Annotated in this window: 13 protein-coding genes and 2 pseudogenes; 8 read left to right on the forward strand and 7 right to left on the reverse strand. The window is 45.5% G+C overall.

Annotated elements, in window-relative coordinates:
• Positions 1 to 24 precede the first annotated feature (24 nt).
• Both H8K33_RS10680 and H8K33_RS10685 read right to left on the reverse strand, forming a co-directional pair.
• Positions 25 to 1,134: an anhydro-N-acetylmuramic acid kinase gene (locus H8K33_RS10680; protein WP_186891030.1), complete on the reverse strand. Its 1,110-nt coding sequence runs from the start codon at positions 1,132 to 1,134 to the stop codon at positions 25 to 27.
• Between the two features lie 77 nt (positions 1,135 to 1,211).
• Positions 1,212 to 2,606, reverse strand: a complete 1,395-nt coding sequence (locus H8K33_RS10685; RefSeq protein WP_186891031.1) for a M23 family metallopeptidase — start codon at positions 2,604 to 2,606, stop codon at positions 1,212 to 1,214.
• A 264-nt stretch (positions 2,607 to 2,870) separates the two neighbouring features.
• Here H8K33_RS10685 and tyrS point away from each other — a divergent pair, with 264 nt between their 5' ends.
• The 3 genes from tyrS to H8K33_RS10700 are packed head-to-tail and all read left to right on the forward strand — an operon-like array spanning position 2,871 to position 5,261.
• Positions 2,871 to 4,130: a tyrosine--tRNA ligase gene (gene tyrS, locus H8K33_RS10690; RefSeq protein WP_186891032.1), complete on the forward strand. Its 1,260-nt coding sequence runs from the start codon at positions 2,871 to 2,873 to the stop codon at positions 4,128 to 4,130.
• Positions 4,127 to 4,582, forward strand: a complete 456-nt coding sequence (gene dtd, locus H8K33_RS10695; RefSeq protein ID WP_186891033.1) for a D-aminoacyl-tRNA deacylase — start codon at positions 4,127 to 4,129, stop codon at positions 4,580 to 4,582. Before tyrS ends, dtd begins: the two co-directional genes overlap by 4 nt.
• 10 nt (positions 4,583 to 4,592) lie before the next feature.
• A complete protein-coding gene (locus tag H8K33_RS10700; protein ID WP_343043814.1) occupies positions 4,593 to 5,261 on the forward strand; it encodes a histidine phosphatase family protein in 669 nt (222 codons plus the stop codon).
• A 106-nt stretch (positions 5,262 to 5,367) separates the two neighbouring features.
• Here H8K33_RS10700 and H8K33_RS10705 read toward each other — a convergent pair whose 3' ends face one another.
• Positions 5,368 to 6,735, reverse strand: a complete 1,368-nt coding sequence (locus tag H8K33_RS10705; protein WP_246443519.1) for an amidohydrolase — start codon at positions 6,733 to 6,735, stop codon at positions 5,368 to 5,370.
• Between the two features lie 666 nt (positions 6,736 to 7,401).
• Here H8K33_RS10705 and H8K33_RS10710 point away from each other — a divergent pair.
• Positions 7,402 to 7,650 (forward strand): DUF6289 family protein, encoded by a 249-nt coding sequence (locus tag H8K33_RS10710; RefSeq protein ID WP_186891034.1) that lies wholly within the window; start codon positions 7,402 to 7,404, stop codon positions 7,648 to 7,650.
• A gap of 654 nt (positions 7,651 to 8,304) precedes the next feature.
• Here the strand turns inward: H8K33_RS10710 and H8K33_RS10715 are convergent.
• Positions 8,305 to 9,138 (reverse strand): FtsW/RodA/SpoVE family cell cycle protein, encoded by an 834-nt coding sequence (locus H8K33_RS10715; RefSeq protein ID WP_186891035.1) that lies wholly within the window; start codon positions 9,136 to 9,138, stop codon positions 8,305 to 8,307.
• A gap of 320 nt (positions 9,139 to 9,458) precedes the next feature.
• On the opposite strand from H8K33_RS10715, the gene H8K33_RS10720 reads away from it, so the two are divergent.
• The 4 genes from H8K33_RS10720 to H8K33_RS10735 all read left to right on the forward strand — a co-directional run bounded on the left by H8K33_RS10720 (position 9,459) and on the right by H8K33_RS10735 (position 15,185).
• Positions 9,459 to 10,157, forward strand: coding sequence for a FadR/GntR family transcriptional regulator (locus tag H8K33_RS10720; protein ID WP_186891036.1), 699 nt, complete (start codon positions 9,459 to 9,461; stop codon positions 10,155 to 10,157).
• A gap of 327 nt (positions 10,158 to 10,484) precedes the next feature.
• A complete protein-coding gene (locus H8K33_RS10725; RefSeq protein WP_186891037.1) occupies positions 10,485 to 11,891 on the forward strand; it encodes a glycoside hydrolase family 88/105 protein in 1,407 nt (468 codons plus the stop codon).
• Between the two features lie 55 nt (positions 11,892 to 11,946).
• On the forward strand, positions 11,947 to 13,233 hold the full coding sequence (locus tag H8K33_RS10730) for a DUF4861 family protein (RefSeq protein WP_246443521.1): 1,287 nt from the start codon (positions 11,947 to 11,949) through the stop codon (positions 13,231 to 13,233).
• Positions 13,234 to 13,337: 104 nt separating this feature from the next.
• On the forward strand, positions 13,338 to 15,185 hold the full coding sequence (locus H8K33_RS10735) for a glycoside hydrolase family 28 protein (RefSeq protein ID WP_186891038.1): 1,848 nt from the start codon (positions 13,338 to 13,340) through the stop codon (positions 15,183 to 15,185).
• Between the two features lie 59 nt (positions 15,186 to 15,244).
• Here H8K33_RS10735 and H8K33_RS10740 read toward each other — a convergent pair.
• The 3 genes and pseudogenes from H8K33_RS10740 to H8K33_RS19900 all read right to left on the reverse strand — a co-directional run.
• Positions 15,245 to 15,754 (reverse strand): annotated as a pseudogene (locus H8K33_RS10740) (sulfite exporter TauE/SafE family protein); the annotation flags it as partial.
• A 99-nt stretch (positions 15,755 to 15,853) separates the two neighbouring features.
• Positions 15,854 to 17,113 carry a serine hydrolase domain-containing protein gene (locus tag H8K33_RS10745; RefSeq protein WP_222613385.1) on the reverse strand — a complete coding sequence of 420 codons (1,260 nt, stop codon included), beginning with the start codon at positions 17,111 to 17,113 and terminating at the stop codon, positions 15,854 to 15,856.
• A gap of 216 nt (positions 17,114 to 17,329) precedes the next feature.
• A pseudogene (locus H8K33_RS19900) lies at positions 17,330 to 17,512 on the reverse strand (transposase); the annotation flags it as partial.
• Between the last annotated feature and the right edge of the window lie 148 nt (positions 17,513 to 17,660).

Here is a 17,660-nt window from a genome sequence, read left to right on the forward strand (position 1 = left end):
CTATCTATCTTAGAATGAGAAAAATCAAGCTGGGTACAATGCACCCAGAACACGTGCGCCGCGTGCAGCAGTTACTTCACTCAGGCTTGCCGTCTTCCCCTGCACAAACCTCTGCGCTAACCAAGCAAAAGCGATTGCCTCAACGTGATTGGCCGCGATCCCCAAACAGTCTGTTGTATCCACATGGAGCTGCGGCATTCTGCGTGCAAGTTCGTGCATCAATGTCCGATTACACGCCCCGCCTCCGCATACATAAACTGCCCGGCAATCCGGCGCAAACTCGGCAATTGCTTCACTGATTGTCTGCGCGGTAAAACTGCACAAGCTGGCCTGAACATCAACTGGACTAAGAGCACTGAGCTTATCCAATTTCGCTTGCAACCAAGGTAGGTGAAATAAATCTCGCCCGGTACTTTTTGGCGGAGGCGTTCGTAGAAACACTTCATCACATAAGCTGGCCAACAGTGTCGAATCACACTGACCCTGCGCTGCCCACGCACCATCTGCATCATAAGCAACACCATGGTGTTGATGTATCCACGCATCCATCAACAAATTGCCCGGCCCAGTATCAAATCCTATGGTCCGACCGTCTGCGTATAAAACACTAATATTACTAATACCACCAACGTTTAACACCACACGGCACTCGCCTGACTTGGCAAACATCGCACGATGAAATGCAGGAACTAAAGGAGCGCCCTGCCCGCCCGCTGCAATATCGCGACTACGAAAATCGGCAATCACATCAATGCCAGTTAATTCAGCAAGGAGAGCCGGATTATTCGTTTGTCTGGTGAAACCCAAATCGGGTCGATGCCGTATTGTTTGGCCATGTACGCCGATGGCTTGCACTTGGCTATCAGGACATTGAAGGCGCAACTCACTCACACAGTCAGCATAGATTGTCGCTAATTGATTCGCCAATAAGGCTTCGCGTTCAATTTCGTTTTCACCAGCTTGTTGCAACGCCATCGCTTGTTTCTTCAAATCGACCGAAAAAGGAAGGTGCGCGCTAGCGAGCAATTGCAAACTTGCACCTTCGTGCTCTGGCATCTTGACCAAGACACCATCAACGCCATCTAAACTAGTTCCTGACATCAGACCAATGTAATGTGTCGATTTTTCTCGCATATTGAAAGGCCTAAAATAAGTGAGCAAAACAAAAAAGCCGAACTAAGTTCGGCTTCCATTAAATGGAGAGTTTTGAATTAACGTGCCGCCACCAAAATTGCGGAATTTCGCTCTGGTCGCAACAGATCAAAACGATGTGCCATATCGGCAGCGACAGCTCTGAATTTCGGCAATTCATGTGCCGCCAGCGCAGCCGCACTTTGCACGCTAATCGTATTTGGATCACGTGGTTCGTTATTCACACGGAATTCATAATGCAAATGTGGCCCAGTTGACCAACCTGTAGAACCAACATAACCAATGACTTGACCTTGGCTTACGCGCGTGCCTTTGCGCGCACCTGGTGCGAAGCGGCTCATGTGCGCGTACGCAGTACTGTAGCCATTCCAGTGCTTAATGATCACCATATTGCCGTAACCGCCTTGCGGGCCAGCATGATCAATGGTGCCATCAGCAGAAGCACGAATCGGCGTGCCAGTGACAGCCGCAAAATCGATGCCTGTATGGCGTTTCCATTTCCCAGAAATGGGATGCACACGCATAGAGAACCCGGACGAGACGCGAGAGAATTCTAATGGCGATTTCAAGAAAGCTTTCTTCAAAGACTTACCGTCGAAACTATAGTAACCACCCTCGCCAGCACCTTCATCAAACCAGACCGCTTGTGATAATTTTCCAGAATTTTTAAATTCACCAGATAATAAACGACCAGTCTTGACCAATTCGCCGTTCAGCCAGAATGTTTCATACACAACGTTAAAATAATCGCCCCGTTGCAAGCGACGAAAATCAACGCTGGTTTCAAACATCTTCACGATTTGATCTGCTACAGCCGCTGGAATCAAGGCTTTGTCAGTTGCGACGAATAATGATGATTGAATATCGCCTGAGCGCATCTCGATACGGCGCTCTAATTGCTCACTCACCTCGGCAGCTTGAAAGCCATTTTGATCATGACGTGATACTAACAATGTTTTAGCACCATTATCAGTACCATCTAAACCCACACGCAACCATTCCAAAGTGCCTTCGTCGGTGGTTTTGACGCGTATCGATTTACCAGCACGCGCTTGTAAAACGCCACGCGCAATTGGGTCTGTTTTCAAAAAATTGCTAGCATTCACATCATCAACACCCAAACGCTGAAGTAAAGATGCCAGCGTGTCGCCACGTTGTATCTTCTCTTCTTTCACATAGTGCTGTTGCTGTAACACGATTTTAGAAATTTGCTCATCTAAAGATGGCAAAACCAAGTCTTGAGTCACCGTCTTGACCGGGAGATTGGAAGCGTCTGGTGCTAATGGAGCAACACCGACCGCACCCACTGCACATACAGCAAAGAACAAACCCGTAAACGGAATCACACGCGATGCACGCATACCACGTGCGTTCGCAATACTGACTTCGATCAGGGATTTGACTTTAACTTGCGTAGTTGCAGCTAATTGACGGAATTTATCGGATAAACGCATGCAATAAGTTAAAATTGATATTTCGCTGTCAGATCATGAAATCTGGCACCAAATAGCTTGTTTGCAAACCCACTTCTTTTATTTTTATTAAGTTATTGTCTAAAATGGGGGCGAAAATTAGTCGCCCGATTGTAAAGCAAATGGCGAATAATGCAAGCTAACGATTATGCGAGCGAGCGATTTTTTTCGCTAGTCTTGTTACAAAACTTTTTGACCTACTTTGATTCATCTCGAATTCTATTTAATTAATTAGCAAATACCATCATGACTTCGCCACAACCAAATGACAAAGCGCCAAGCGCAACCACTCTTTTGCCGCTTTCTGATGCAGTGCAGCACGCATTGGCAGTTACCAAACGCGGTGTCGATGAATTACTAATTGAATCGGAATTTGCACAAAAACTAGCGCGTAGCGAAAAAACAGGTAAGCCACTACGCATTAAATTAGGACTTGATCCTACAGCACCTGATTTGCACCTGGGTCACACCGTGGTGCTGAATAAGATGCGCCAATTGCAAGATTTAGGGCATACCGTCATTTTCTTGATTGGTGACTTCACCTCGATGATCGGCGATCCATCTGGTCGTAACGCAACTCGTCCGCCACTCACCCGCGAACAAATCGAAGAAAATGCGCAGACGTATTTCAAACAAGCTTCTTTAGTATTAGATCCTAGTAAAACGGAAATTCGCTATAACTCCGAGTGGTGCGATCCGCTTGGTTCACGTGGATTGATCCAGCTATCATCTAAATACACAGTCGCGCGCATGATGGAGCGAGATGATTTCACCAAGCGTTTTAAAGCCGGTACACCAATTTCTGTACACGAGTTCTTGTATCCATTGATGCAGGGCTATGACTCTGTCGCTTTACATGCAGATCTCGAACTGGGTGGAACTGATCAAAAATTCAATCTGTTGGTCGGTCGTGAGCTACAAAAAGACTACGGACAAGAACAGCAATGTATTTTGACCATGCCTTTATTAGAGGGCTTGGATGGCGTCGAAAAGATGTCCAAGTCTAAGAACAACTACATCGCGATTACCGAGCCAGCGAACACCATGTTCGCCAAAGTCATGAGCATTTCTGATGAAATGATGTGGCGCTACTATGATTTGCTGTCATTCTGTTCTTTAGAACAGATCGCGCAATACAAGAAATCAGTTGCTGAAGGACAAAATCCACGCGATATCAAAGTCGCGATTGCCCAAGAAATCGTCACGCGTTTCCACAACAAGCAAGCGGCGGAAGATGCTTTAGCAGATTTTGTGAATCGTTCCAAAGGTGGTATTCCTGACGACATCGCTGAAGTTACATTGAGCGGTGCACCAATCGGTATTGCACAATTACTGAAACAAGCCAATCTGTGTGCATCGACTTCAGAAGCGATGCGCATGGTTGATCAAGGCGGTGTGCGTATCGACGGTGCAGTGATCAGCGATAAGCAATTACAAGTGCAAGCTGGTACGGTTGTGCTGCAAGTTGGTAAACGTAAATTTGCGAAAGTCACGCTGACAGCATGATCGCCTTACTGCAAAGAGTAAGCAATGCGAAGGTCGTCGTCGATAGCGTCACTATCGGCGCCATCGACGCTGGGCTGATGGTACTGGTTTGTGCTGAACGCAATGACACCGAAAAAGATGCTGAGCAATTATTAAGTAAATTGCTCAGCTATCGCGTGTTTTCAGATGATGCTGGCAAGATGAATCGCAGTGTGAGCGATGTGCAAGGGGGATTGCTGTTAGTCCCGCAATTTACCCTTGCCGCCGACACACAATCCGGCACACGCCCCTCATTCACACCAGCTGCGCCACCTGCACTCGGTAAGCAACTGTTTGATCACTTTGTCGCGTTGGCAAAACAACGACATGCACGCGTCGAAACTGGCCAATTTGGTGCTGATATGAAAGTCACGCTGACCAATGATGGCCCGGTAACCTTCTGGTTACAAACCAAAGCCAAAGTAGACAAGTAAAGCAGAAATAGTGCGAACAGAAATTTTACTCATTCGCCATGGCGAAACCGCTTGGAACGCTGTGCGCAAGTTGCAAGGCCACTTAGATATCCCACTCAATGCTGAAGGGCGACGTCAAGCCAAAGCATTAGCAGCAGGATTACAGCAAGAGCCACTGTCAGCGATCATTTCCAGCGACTTACAACGCGCTATGCAAACGGCTGGCGAGATCGCCCGCTTACAAGGCTTACCAACCCGCATCGACACGGCATTGCGCGAACGGTGCTTTGGTGATTTTGAAGGAAAACTGTATAGCGAATTGCCCGAACTTTATCCGGATGAATACGCACACTGGCGTTCACGCGATCCTGATTTTCATTTCCCCGCAAAACAAGACGATGCTGACAATGTCGGCGAAAGCATACGTGAATTTCAACAACGCACTGTCAACGCAATTTTGCACTACGCAGCACAATATCAAGGTAAAAAAATCGCCATCGTCGCTCACGGCGGCGTACTCGAATGCGCCTATCGCGCTGCCATGAATTTACCGCTCAATGCCGAACGGACGATTACAATTTACAACGCGAGCATCAATCGTTTTTCTTGCAACAACGGTCAACTTTCGCTCATCGATTGGGGTGACATTACGCATTTAGGAAATGAAATCCTTGATGAAATTGCGGGTACAGCGAATTAACCTGCATAGTTTAAATTCTTGTATTGTTATGCCTCTCAATCTTGAACATCAATTCTAGATCTAGCTTCTTTATTTGACCAGTCTGAAAGTTTTGATCAAATCACGATTACTTCTTCAACAAATCCAACAAAGCAATCACACTCGCTTCAACCCCAGCACGCACTGCTGGCTCAGGGGTAATCTTGAATAAAGGACTGTGATGACCTGGTACCGCAGGGCCGCCTTTACTCTCTCTCTCAAAATCTTCTTTTGGCGTGCCACCGATTGAAAAATACACGCTGGGAATATACGGCTCACTCACGAAGAAAGGAAAGTCTTCTGCGCCCATACCGTCACGCATTTTCGGTGTAGCAAAAGCGTCCTTGCCTAGTTTTTCCGTCCATACTTTTTTCAAATGCTGGGTCAGTGGAATATCGTTCAAAGTGGGTGGCGTTGGGGTATCAACTTCCACAACTTCTGGTAACAAATTTTCTGGTAAACCTGCTGCGCGCGCTGTATTAAGTGCGACGCGTTTTATCGCAGACAATAATAGAGCGCGCGTTTCTTTGCTTTCGCTGCGCACACTTAATTGCAGTTTCGCTTGATCTGAAATGATATTGGATTTGGTTCCCGAATGAAAAGAACCTACCGTGATTACCGCTGGTTCGCGTGGTGCGACTTCGCGAGTAACGATGGTCTGCAAAGCCAATACAATTTGCGCACCAATCACCACTGGGTCTTTACCTAAATGCGGATATGCACCGTGCGTACCGACACCGTGCACAGTGATCTCCACAGTATCGACGCCTGAGTAGGGAGATCCTTCTTCTGCGACGATTTTGCCCGCTTCTGAACCAGAATCAACATGAAACGCCAACGCATACTTAGGTTGCCCAAAACGTTTCCAAATTTGATCTTTCATCATCGCGGCCGCACCACCAACTCGCTCTTCGGCTGGTTGCCCAATCAACATCAAGGTACCCGACCATTGTTGCTTACGCGCGGCCATTTGTACTGCGGTACCAACTAAACTGGTGATATGCACATCATGACCACAAGCGTGCATCACATGCTGCAATTTTCCATCTGGATCTTTTTGCTGTACTTTCGATGCATAAGGCAAACCCGATTTTTCTTCTAGCGGTAAGCCGTCCATGTCTGCTCGCAGCATCACCAATGATCCCGCACCATTTTTCAAGATCGCGACCACTCCCGTCTTGCCAACCCCTTCGGTAACCTCAAAGCCTGCTGCGCGCAATTCCTTTGCCAAACGTGCCGCCGTATTGGTTTCCATAAACGACAACTCTGGGTTTTGGTGAAAGTATTCGAAAAGCGGTTTGAGTTGAGATTGGTAATTTTTTGCAATGGCGGTCTTCAGTTCGCTATCGGCAGCATATGCGGGTTGACCAAAAGCGCCCATCAGCGCCACTGCTATTCCAGCTGAACGTAAGTTGTGTTTGAGGCTTGATCGAATACATTGGTAAGTTGGTTTCAAGTGCGTTCTCCATGAATTAAATCGTCGGTATTGAATTTCAATTGTGCACCAAACAGTACGCAATTAAATGCAAATCAGCTTGAGCTAAGGTCTTTTATTGAAAATTAACCACACAGCCTGATTGCTCCACAACAAATAATTTATCAAAAAATACATGGCAAAAATAAATTACCTTGACTTGGAGTTTTCGTAACGCGACGGAATCAAGCTAAACCTAACCTACAATCGACGAATTCACTTTTTTTACAGAGTTCGATTACAAGTAAACGCCTTCGATGAATCACAAAGTAGCGATCCTGCACCGAAATAAAGTAAAGGTATCCTCGTGGTCTTTAAAAAGTACAAATGTGTGTTGCAAGATAACACAAAGACGGCATGAAATTCTTGGTTGTTGATTCACTCCCGCTATGAACCTAAATCCAAGAGCGACAAACACACACATCATTTGTCCAACAGAGCTAATAAGAATCATTGGACCATAACATTCCAAGAGCCCTCGCATAGAGTGAATTAATTTTTCTAAAAGGCAAAAGTTGATCAGCACTATTTAAAAATCATAGCTTTGCATCAAGCAAAAATTGTTTACACAAATTATAGGCATTGAAATATACTTTATATGCAACCATTAGTTGCATGTAATTTTAATATTCACTTAGGAGTTTAAAATTGAAAAATATTAAATCAATCGCTTTAGCATCTACATTGATCGCTGGCGCAATTATTTCTGCAGTCGCTTTCGCACAGCCAAAGTATCCATTCACCCGCACCTATTACAGCGATGCAAGCCACACAACTATCGTTGGGTTCTACACTCAAGGATGCACAAGTTCTGGATCTTCGGGACAAGTTACTAATTATTACGAAACTATCGAAGATGAGTCTCGCCCATGCTGGAAACGTGGTTGGGAAGAATAATAGTTAAATTAGATAAAATTTATCTGAAGTACAAGTTTGAAAAGTGAGAGTTACTTGCTTTGAAATTGATGTAGGTTCGATGTAAGCCACAATGAAGGTAACTCTCATGTTCCAAATTATTCTATTAAGAACAATGATTTATAGAAGTGAAGAAGGCATATAGTCTAGACAGCGAATCCTTGCTATCTGAGACCCAAAAATACCATTTATGACAAGGTCACTTATTGCGTATGAATTTCAACTGAAAGATAGATACTTTGGAATTTCAAGCGATCCAATCGCTATTCCACCGTAAGCGAATTAACCAAAAGCGCCCATCAGCGCCACTGCTATTCCAGCTGAACGCAAGTTGTGTTTGAGGCTTGATCGAATACATTGGTAAGTTGGTTTCAAGTGCGTTCTCCATAGTTTAATAAATTAAGCGATCATCAATTTCGTGCTTCAATTGTGCACGAATCAATGAGCAATGGAGCCTCTTACGCAATTTACCGCGAGATTTATTGAAACTTAAAGTGGTAATTTGACGGTGATACAACAGACCTAGTCTTTACTCAAGAAAAACTAGGCAAACAATCTATTAAGATCCACACTTTCCATCAATCGATTAACACAATTTCGATTGAGTCAGAACGCTTTAAGTTCGACAATCAAGGTTCAATGAAGCTTTCGATTAGCAGCGTATGCCATGAATGCGTAACCCAATATTGGTCCTGCACCGAATCCTAATAAAGGCATCGGCGTTAATTGCAAATAAGCACAAACGTCGATGACCAAGTAGTACAAAGCGAGCATAAAAAATCCTGACTGCTGGTATCGACGCCCCATTAAAATTAGGATCAGTGGTGGCAAGACAACAAATAGTAAGGATACGCCAGCAAATCCTATATGAATCGTTGCTGCTAATTGAATCACTCCTTCAACATAAGCCACTGGTTGAAGCGGATCTGGCTGTGCTGACGACCACATCGTCGCGACCAACAAAGGCACAATACAACTTGCCTTCATCAATGTTCTAGCACCTGAACGCGCAATAGAAATTACACCAATTGCGGCAAGCGCCAAACTCTGCGACGCATCGGGTTGCCAAGCTAAAGCAAGGCTAATTACAGGATAAAAGAAAATCCATGAGCTCGTATCACTCCGATTTTCATGAATCAAACTTTCTAGCAGAATTAGAATCAGCGGGAGTACACAGGCTGCGATGTATAAACGAAAGCCTCCCAGCACTAACCATCTTTGTGGACTCGTCGAAGAATCCAACAAAGGTGGCAAGAAAAGTAGCAGACTTAAAAACACAAGCAAATATACCTGACTCTTAGTTGACCACCCACTAGATCGCCGATTGGAAAATGCATAGGCACAAACTAAAGCTAGCGCACCAAGCACCACTTGTTGTATCCACAAAATCTTGCTGACATCGGCGAACCGCATTAAGACAATGCTCATCAGCAAAGCGGGAATCGGAGCAAGGAAGAGTAGTGATCGCATGAATAATCGTCTTTTAAAAATAGCCATTGAAAAAAGTTATTTTAATAGACAAGCGACAAAATCAATTCGATTTATATAAAATATTTCTACCGCACTAAAAAACTCACTTGCTACCTCACTTCAACAATTCACTTCAACCCGTAACCTAAGTACACAAGCACTCACTCACAAGCTTCAACAAGGTTCTCCACGCAATCACTGCTTGCGACATTGGACAGACCAATTTAGAATAAACCTTGTCAGCTTTACTCCATTTTCGGTGTTCTTCACCAAACTCACTATCAAACTCAATCTCAAACTCATTACGACGTTAAAATTCAATGAAAAAAGTTGCTGCTGCATTAGACAATATCACGCCAGAACCACGCTTATATCGCGTTGTCTCTAACCGCATCCAACAACTGATTAAAGATGAAAATATCGCCGCTGGTGAACGTCTTCCTTCGGAACGCGATCTCGCAAGTAAATTGAATGTCAGTCGCGCCTCATTACGGGAAGCCTTAATCGCCTTGGAGCTTGGTGGAATTGTCGAAGTACGTGGTGGTTCGGGTGTGTACGTTAGTGAACAAGCAAAAGCGGATGCGGATGTGTTAGAAGTTGGCCCTGGTCCATTTGAAGTCTTATCTGCACGTCGATTGATTGAATCCGAAGTTGCTGCGATTGCGGCAAAAAACGCAACAGACTCCGCAATTGACGCGATTCTCAAAGCGGTCTTGGAAATGGAGCGTCATCATGACAATCGCAATGAGAATGAAATGGCAGATCGTAATTTTCATTTAGCGATTGCGCGCGCTACCGGCAATAGCGCCTTGGTTGGTGTGATTGAATATTTGTGGAACCAGCGTGGTAGTTTGTGGCATAAGCTGAAAGAGCATTTTCAGACAGAAGAATTACGCAAACAAACACTGCTTGACCACCGCGCCATTCTAGAAGCGATCGCCGCTCATGATGCGAATGGTGCTAAACAAGCAATGCGCGCCCATCTTGATCGAGTCAGCCGAACATTCTCACGCGGATAAGTTCACCGCTTTTCCCTCTCAACACCTCATCATCGAACGACAAACATCTAACTTTGTCGTTTGCATCTCTTTGGTCTGAATTTATCCATAATTCACGACAAGTCAACGCACATTTTTCAAACTAAAATAAATCTTAAACATCAGCATCGCGGTGCTTATGTCATAAAGTCACATCCATATTTGAAAATATTCTCTAATAAAAATACGACATTCGGCTAGTCCACATTGCATATTTGGTCTTACCACATTAAAATGGTCTGACCAAATTTCAGCCTTTGCAATTGCCGTATTCGACAACGATCAACTCAAAACCATAAAGAGACTGCTATGAAACTCCAGACTACCTTGCTCTGCTCCTTACTATGCTCGTGCCTGCTAAGCGATATTGCATTGGCCGATAAGCAATATAGAAATCCAGATAATCCTAATTTGGCAGACAAGGGAGAAGGAACTTATCCGATTCCTTATAAAAAACCCGTCATTAAAGAGATTACCGATTCCTTACATAAGATTCGTAACCATCTTGAATCAACGACACCAACGCGGATTATCAATAAATCGACTGGCGCACCCATCACCGATCTAAAAAAACCAATAAAGGAAGCGATCTTTGAGCCAAGCAAAGGCGATTACGGCATCATGGTGTATGAGATGGGCGTGGTGCATTCCGGCTTATTAAAAGCCCGCGCCGCTACAGATGACACACGCTTTACCAATATGACCGAACGTCATTTCCGCTTCTTCGCTGACACCATGCCATATTTCAAGGCGCAAGAAGCGCAATTTCACTTGGAACGTGCGAATAGTTTTTCACGTTTTTTAGACCCTCGTTCATTAGACGATAGTGGCTCCATGTGCGCTGCGCTAATTCGTGCGCGATTCGCCAAAGTTGGGCCAGATTTAAATCATATGATCCAGATCTGCGGCAACTGGGTATCCAAACAGCAGTTCCGTTTAGCGGACGGCACACTCGCACGCAAACGTCCACAGGCAGTATCCTTGTGGGCAGATGATATGTATATGGGCATTCCTGCGCTGGCGGAATTAGGGCGACTCACTGGCGACAATGCCTACTTCGACGATGCGGTGAATAATGTTCTACAAATGTCGGCGTATATGTTCAATGCACAACGCGGCTTATACACCCATGGTTGGAACGAAAATAACCCTGACGCACCACGCTTCTACTGGGCACGTGCAAATGGTTGGGCGGTATTAGCGATGTCTGACCTGCTCGACGTACTACCGAAAAACCATCCTGGCTATCCGAAAGTGCTGAATCAATTACGTGCGAACCTGAAAGGCATTGCCGAGCTTCAATCGGGTAAAGGCTTATGGCATCAAATGCTAGATAGAAATGACTCTTATCTCGAAACCTCTGCAAGTGCGATGTTTGTGTATGCGATTGCACATGCCGTCAATCAAGGATGGATTAGCCCAAGCACTTGGGGTTCGATTGCGCAAGCAGGCTGGATAGGTTTATCGACGCGCATCACCGACAAAGGCGAGATTGAAGGAATCTGTGTCGGCACAACTTTTGCGAGCGATCAAGCGTATTACTACAATCGTCCAACCAGCGTCGAAGCCTTACACGGATATGGCCCGATGCTGATGGCCGGCGCTGAAGTCATACAGATGTTGAAAAATCCTGCATTTAATATTGAACATAAAGTGAGAACCTATCATTACGTGCCAACGGGTACGGCAAAAACAGATTACCGCGAACATCATTGAAACCAAGCGCAGGAAAATGGAAAACACCTCAATGTAATAGTGATAGGAACGAGATATGCTTCAATTCAGCCACCATAAGATGAACCAATCCAGTAAGCGCAACATGCACGTTAAGCTCAAGGCAATCGCGCTTGCATTGTGTCTTTTACCCGCGATCAGTCTGGCACAAGACAAGTTCAAGGTAACGGTAAGCCATCAACTATCCGATGCGCGTCCTTCAGAGACCATCACGATTCCATGGGCGCAAGTCAATCAATACTTGCCAGGCGCCTTGATACAAAAAATTGCGATCAAAGATCAACACGGCAAAGTGTTGCCACATCAAGTGACGAATATTGCGCCGCAAGCGAAAGACCCACAAGGAGTTGGCATTGCTTATGGCGAACTGATCTTTCAACATCATTTTGCCGCTGGAGAAAAACAGGCGAGTTTTACGATAGAAAAAATCGATACCGTCGCGCCAGTATTCGAAACAAAAACTTTCGCCAGACAAATACCTGAGCGACTCGATGATTTTGCGTGGGAAACCGACAAAATTGCACACCGTACTTATGGTCCCGCACTCGCTGCTCCAGCTCCAGCTGGGGTCACGAAGGAAGTGTTAGTGACGAGTGGCATCGACATCTGGTTTAAGCGTGTTCCCTATCCGATTGTTGATCGTTGGTATAACAAGGGACACGATCATTACCATAAGGATGAAGGTGAAGGCCTCGACATGTACAACGTAGGCAGGTCTCGCGGTTGCGGTGGCACCGGTATTTGGGATGGAAAACAACTGCATACCAGTATCAATTATTCGCATTGGAAAATACTCGCCAATGGACCAATCCGCACAATCTTTGAATTGAGTTACCAAAGTTGGGATGCTGCTGGCGTTGCCGTCACGGAAACCAAACGCTTCACCATTGATGCGGGTCATTACCTCGACAAAATTGAAAGTACGTTTCAATTTAATGCACCAGCCTCGAATGCAAATTTAGTCGCCGCCGTCGGCCTGAACAAAACGCCGTCTGACAAAGGACAACAAGCAAAGATTCAGGTAGACAAAGATCAAAGCTCATCTTCTTTATCACAGTGGATAGAGCAATCGAGTAACGGTGCAATTGGTACGGCAATCATTCTCCCTGATGCAAATGGCTATAGCGAAGATAATCTTAACCACCTTATCTTAAAACCTGTCGTTAGCGGTCAAAAAATGACTTACTACGCTGGCGCCATTTGGGATCGTTGGGGCGATGTGAAATCACAAGCAGCTTGGCTAGATTACTTAAACAAAATGGCTGCACGCTATCGTGATCCGGTCAAAGTGAGTTTAAGCAGCATAAACAATCAGAAGCCTTAAGTTTTGCCTTAATTTTTCTCTATATTTGACTGTATTTGCTTTCATAAGCAAAACACGCACATCAGTTTTCGACCTAATTTTCGACCCAATTTAGCGAGCACCTCATGCCAACACATCAAGCAATTAACCCACAGCGTCGCGCATTACTGCGCCATTCCAGCGCTGCCAGCCTGTTCGGTCTATCTACATTTTCACCACTGAGCCAAGCGATCACCCCCAAAGCAAATCCAGATCCGTGGCAACGTGCCGATCAAATCATCGGGCAGTTTGCTAAACCATTTAAATTTGCCAAACGCGATTTTCTGGTGACGCAATTCGGTGCTAAACCATGCGAGCTGCGAAACATCAACGGGCAAGTTGCATCAGATACGGAAGGTGCGATCGAGGGCGTCATTCCAACGCCTCAGACCGGCTCGTTCGATTGCTATCAAGCGATCAATCAAGCAATTCTGGCTTGTAATAAAGCCGGTGGTGGGCGCGTTGTCGTTCCTGCTGGAAATTGGTATTGCGCGGGACCCATTCGTTTACGCTCCAATGTTCATCTACATCTTGCCGCGAATGCGCATGTCTTCTTCAGTGCTAATCCAGCCGATTATGCCAAGTATGGCGATATCGATTGCGGTAAAAATGGCAAACTCGTGATCTCTCGCTGGCAAGGAAATGATTGCCTTAATTATTCACCGATGGTCTATGCCTACAATGAAAAAAATATTGCCATCACTGGCGAAGATTGGACCAGTATTTTTGATGGCCAAGGTGGCACACCATTTGAGGATGGTTCAGGCAATTGGTGGGATTGGAAGGGTCGTAAAAATCCTAAGAAACCGATTCAATTTTCTGAAGTGAATGTCAATGTTAACAACCCGGACAATCTGGATCAGTTAGCACCTAGCCTGACTGAAGATGCGAAAAAATTAGTGCAAGGGATAGGCGATAAATGGCGCACAGACTCACGCTTTCTGCCTGTGTTGTCTGAACTTGGCATACCGACTGCGCGCAGAATATTTGGCGTTGGACATTATTTGCGTCCAAGCATGATTGAGTTAATCGGCTGTCACAATGTTCTGTTACAAGGCTATAAAATCCAATCTGCGCCATTCTGGTTACATCATCCCGTGAAATGCCGCAAAGTCCATATCAACAAAGTGAATATGGATAGCATGGGACCCAACAGCGATGGTTTTGATCCTGAATCTTGCGATACCGTCTTAATTGAAAATTGTACCTTCAATACAGGCGACGATTGTATCGCGATCAAATCAGGGAAAAACCGCGATACGCAATTTGGCCCAACGCGCAATATCGTTGTTCAACACTGCGTCATGAATAGTGGACATGGTGCCGTGACTTTGGGTAGCGAAATGGCAGCAGGGATCGAGCACATCTACGCCCAACATTTAGATTTCCGCAACATGAATTGGGATCACGACCCTTTGAACACAGCCATACGTATGAAAACGAATATGAATCGTGGTGGCTTCTTACGTCACTTCTACGTGCGTGATGTCAGCATTCCGAATGGTGTCAAAACCATGCCTGCGTTTTATAAGCCTTTACCAGATTCAGTCATTGCACCTCAATCCGTTCCATCCACAGCGGGGGCGGTGATCACCATTGATTGTGATTACGCGCCAGCAGATGACAGCGTACGTACCCGTCCACCAGTGATATCTGACATCCATATTTCTGACATCAAAGTTGGTACCGTCAATATCGGTGGAGGAAATTATTCGAGCTACCAAGCATTTGTATTGCTTGGGCCAGTCGCTTCTAGTTACAACGGCAAAACAAAACAAGCGATTTTGCCGATACAAAACGTCAGCATCACTAATTGCGACTTTGGCACAGTGCGCAATGATAAGGCGCCATGGTTCTTACATCATGTACAGAATCTGCAATTGAAAAATATCACGATCAATGGCAAATCTTATTCGGAAACGATTTCTACCTAGTCTTGATTTACGCTACAGCATGCGAGTCATTGTTTTCGCAATGACTCGCAAAATACGCATCAAAATTGAAGCGCATCATACAGCAGCTTGATTCCTGATATACCCAACAAAGCTGTAGCGAGTGAGAAGAAATAGCGTTCAGGAATCATCTTCAAAACATACAAACCCAACCACACACCCAAAGGCGCGAACACCGCCAAACTTGCGGCGATTTTCCAACTATCCAAGGTAAAAAATCCCATTGCTGCATACGGCAACAATTTTCCAGCATTGAGCACCGTAAAAAATACAGCAGTAGTTGCGACAAAGGTTTGCTTAGCCAAATTCTTTGCCATCAGATATACCAAAATGGGTGGCCCACCAGCGTGCGCAACAGTACTGGTCACACCGGATACCAACGCACATACGCGTGCAAAGTGTTTGCCCGGTAGCTGTTGCCAATGCAGACGTTGACGTAACTGGAAAATGCGATCCAGCATAAAGCTAATGGCGATAATGCCTATCATGCCTTTGATATAGCGATCAAACAGCAAACTCATCGCCAAAGCGCCGATCACGATGCCAACTAATCCAGCGCAACCGCCATATTGAGTAACTTAACTGCACGCCCTCTACCACCGTGAGCTCATCACTGGAACATTAGAACAGACCCCGTGTCTACCTAGACCTCATTGTTTCGCGGCTTTATCTGCTTGAGTCTTAATTTGCAATGCATGCTTCCAAAGTGTCTCGAAGATATGGTAGTAGTGCCCAGATTCTTCGTCATGCATCGAGGTGTTTGTAAATAGGATCACCCCTATTTCCTTATTTGGATCTGCCAGCATGATTGTTCTCACTCCAGGATCGGATCCGTTATGCCCGATCCTGGTGGTGTCGTGCTTCGTGGCCCAAAAAATTCCAGAGTTGACCGAGTCTTCCCCTTGAAGGTTGACATTATCTGGCTTGTTTGCACTCGTGTACTGGAACCTGAGCATTTCCTCGACTGACTTCTGCTTAAGGATACGCGCCCCTTCATATTCGCCGTCGTTCAACAGAGCTGCAAAGAACCTAGCGAGGTCGGAGACCGAGGTTCGGACGCCGCCTTCGGGATATGTCGTTATCCCATAAAGTGGAATAGGAATGCGGAGACCTTGCGCCACGTATAGTCGGGCGTGCTTAGCGGGTGAAATCTCAGACAGAAACCAGCCTGAGTTGCTCATTCGTAGAGGGGCGAAGATGTGGCGCTTGGTATAGGCGTTTAACCTTTCACCGACCGCACGCTCGACGATGTAACCAGCCAGTCCAGCGCCGATGTTCGAGTACTCGCGGTGTGTGCCGGGCTTGGTCTTGAGGAAGTTGTCGTTAGAGTAAAGCTTACCATCGCGGGCGAAGTAGCGCTGCAGGAACCCGCCAAGCGCTTCCGGGGAATCGCCTCCGAAGTGATACACGCTTTCGTAGGCCGCCTGTCTATCTGTGATTCCCGAGGTGTGGGTAGCTAGCTGCCTTAGCGTAATGGGCTCGCTCGGATGATGGGGATTGATAACCTTGAAAGGTAGGTAGGAGTTGATGTTTTCATCAAGGGAGACTTTCCCCTCTTGTACCGCTCGCATCAGTGCTGCACCAGTGAAGGTTTTGCTGATCGATCCTATGTTCATAATTGTATCGGGAGTGAATGCTATCGCGTGTTCCTTGTCGGCGAAGCCATATCCTTTCATCCAGACTACTTTCTTGTTCACGATGATGGCGCCACCAACTCCGACCATCCCGCCATCTTTGATTCTCTGCTCGACAATGGCATCAATTTGGGCGTTCACATCTGCAGATTGCGATTTAGCCGCTGCACCTTCTTCTGATGACATGCTTGTTTTCATTTCGATGCTGTTACACGCCGACGATAGCAACACCAATGAGGAAAAAAATAAGACATCCTTTAAACGTTTAATAGACATCGCCCACCCTTAATAATAAGAAAGAATTAATACTATACATTTCAACATCCTTTGATACTTCGGAAATATTCTTTGAAATGTATAGAAAATGTATGCTTTTAGTAAAATTCAGTGTTATCTTCGCGGGAAATGAGATGCTGCCCCCCTTCTTTTAACTCTGTTGTTAAAGGTGATCTGGTTGTTGAGGTAGGATTTATCGTAACTGTAGCTAATACAACTCAGGCATACATGAACACGATCCTTCATCAAATGCCCTTCAACCACCTTACACTTTCTTTGCTGCGCTAAATCTCGGAATATCTCACCGAAATGCTGACACAACGCTCCATAAATCACTTTCCTTCTGCATTTCAGTATAAACACGATGCGATATTTACAATCCCATCTCAGGTGACTCAAACTTTGGTATTCTTTCGTTTGAAACTCCTTCTTTTGGTAGAGATAGAAGTTTCAAACCGACCGTCGTATAGATCACGACCTTGGTAAGCCCCCCCAGCAGAGCCGCGGAATGGAGGTCAGGCCTAAATTTTTCTCAATTCTATTTTTG

Source organism: Affinundibacterium amnicola (assembly GCF_014284275.1).
Classification (GTDB): domain Bacteria; phylum Pseudomonadota; class Gammaproteobacteria; order Burkholderiales; family Burkholderiaceae_D; genus Undibacterium; species Undibacterium amnicola.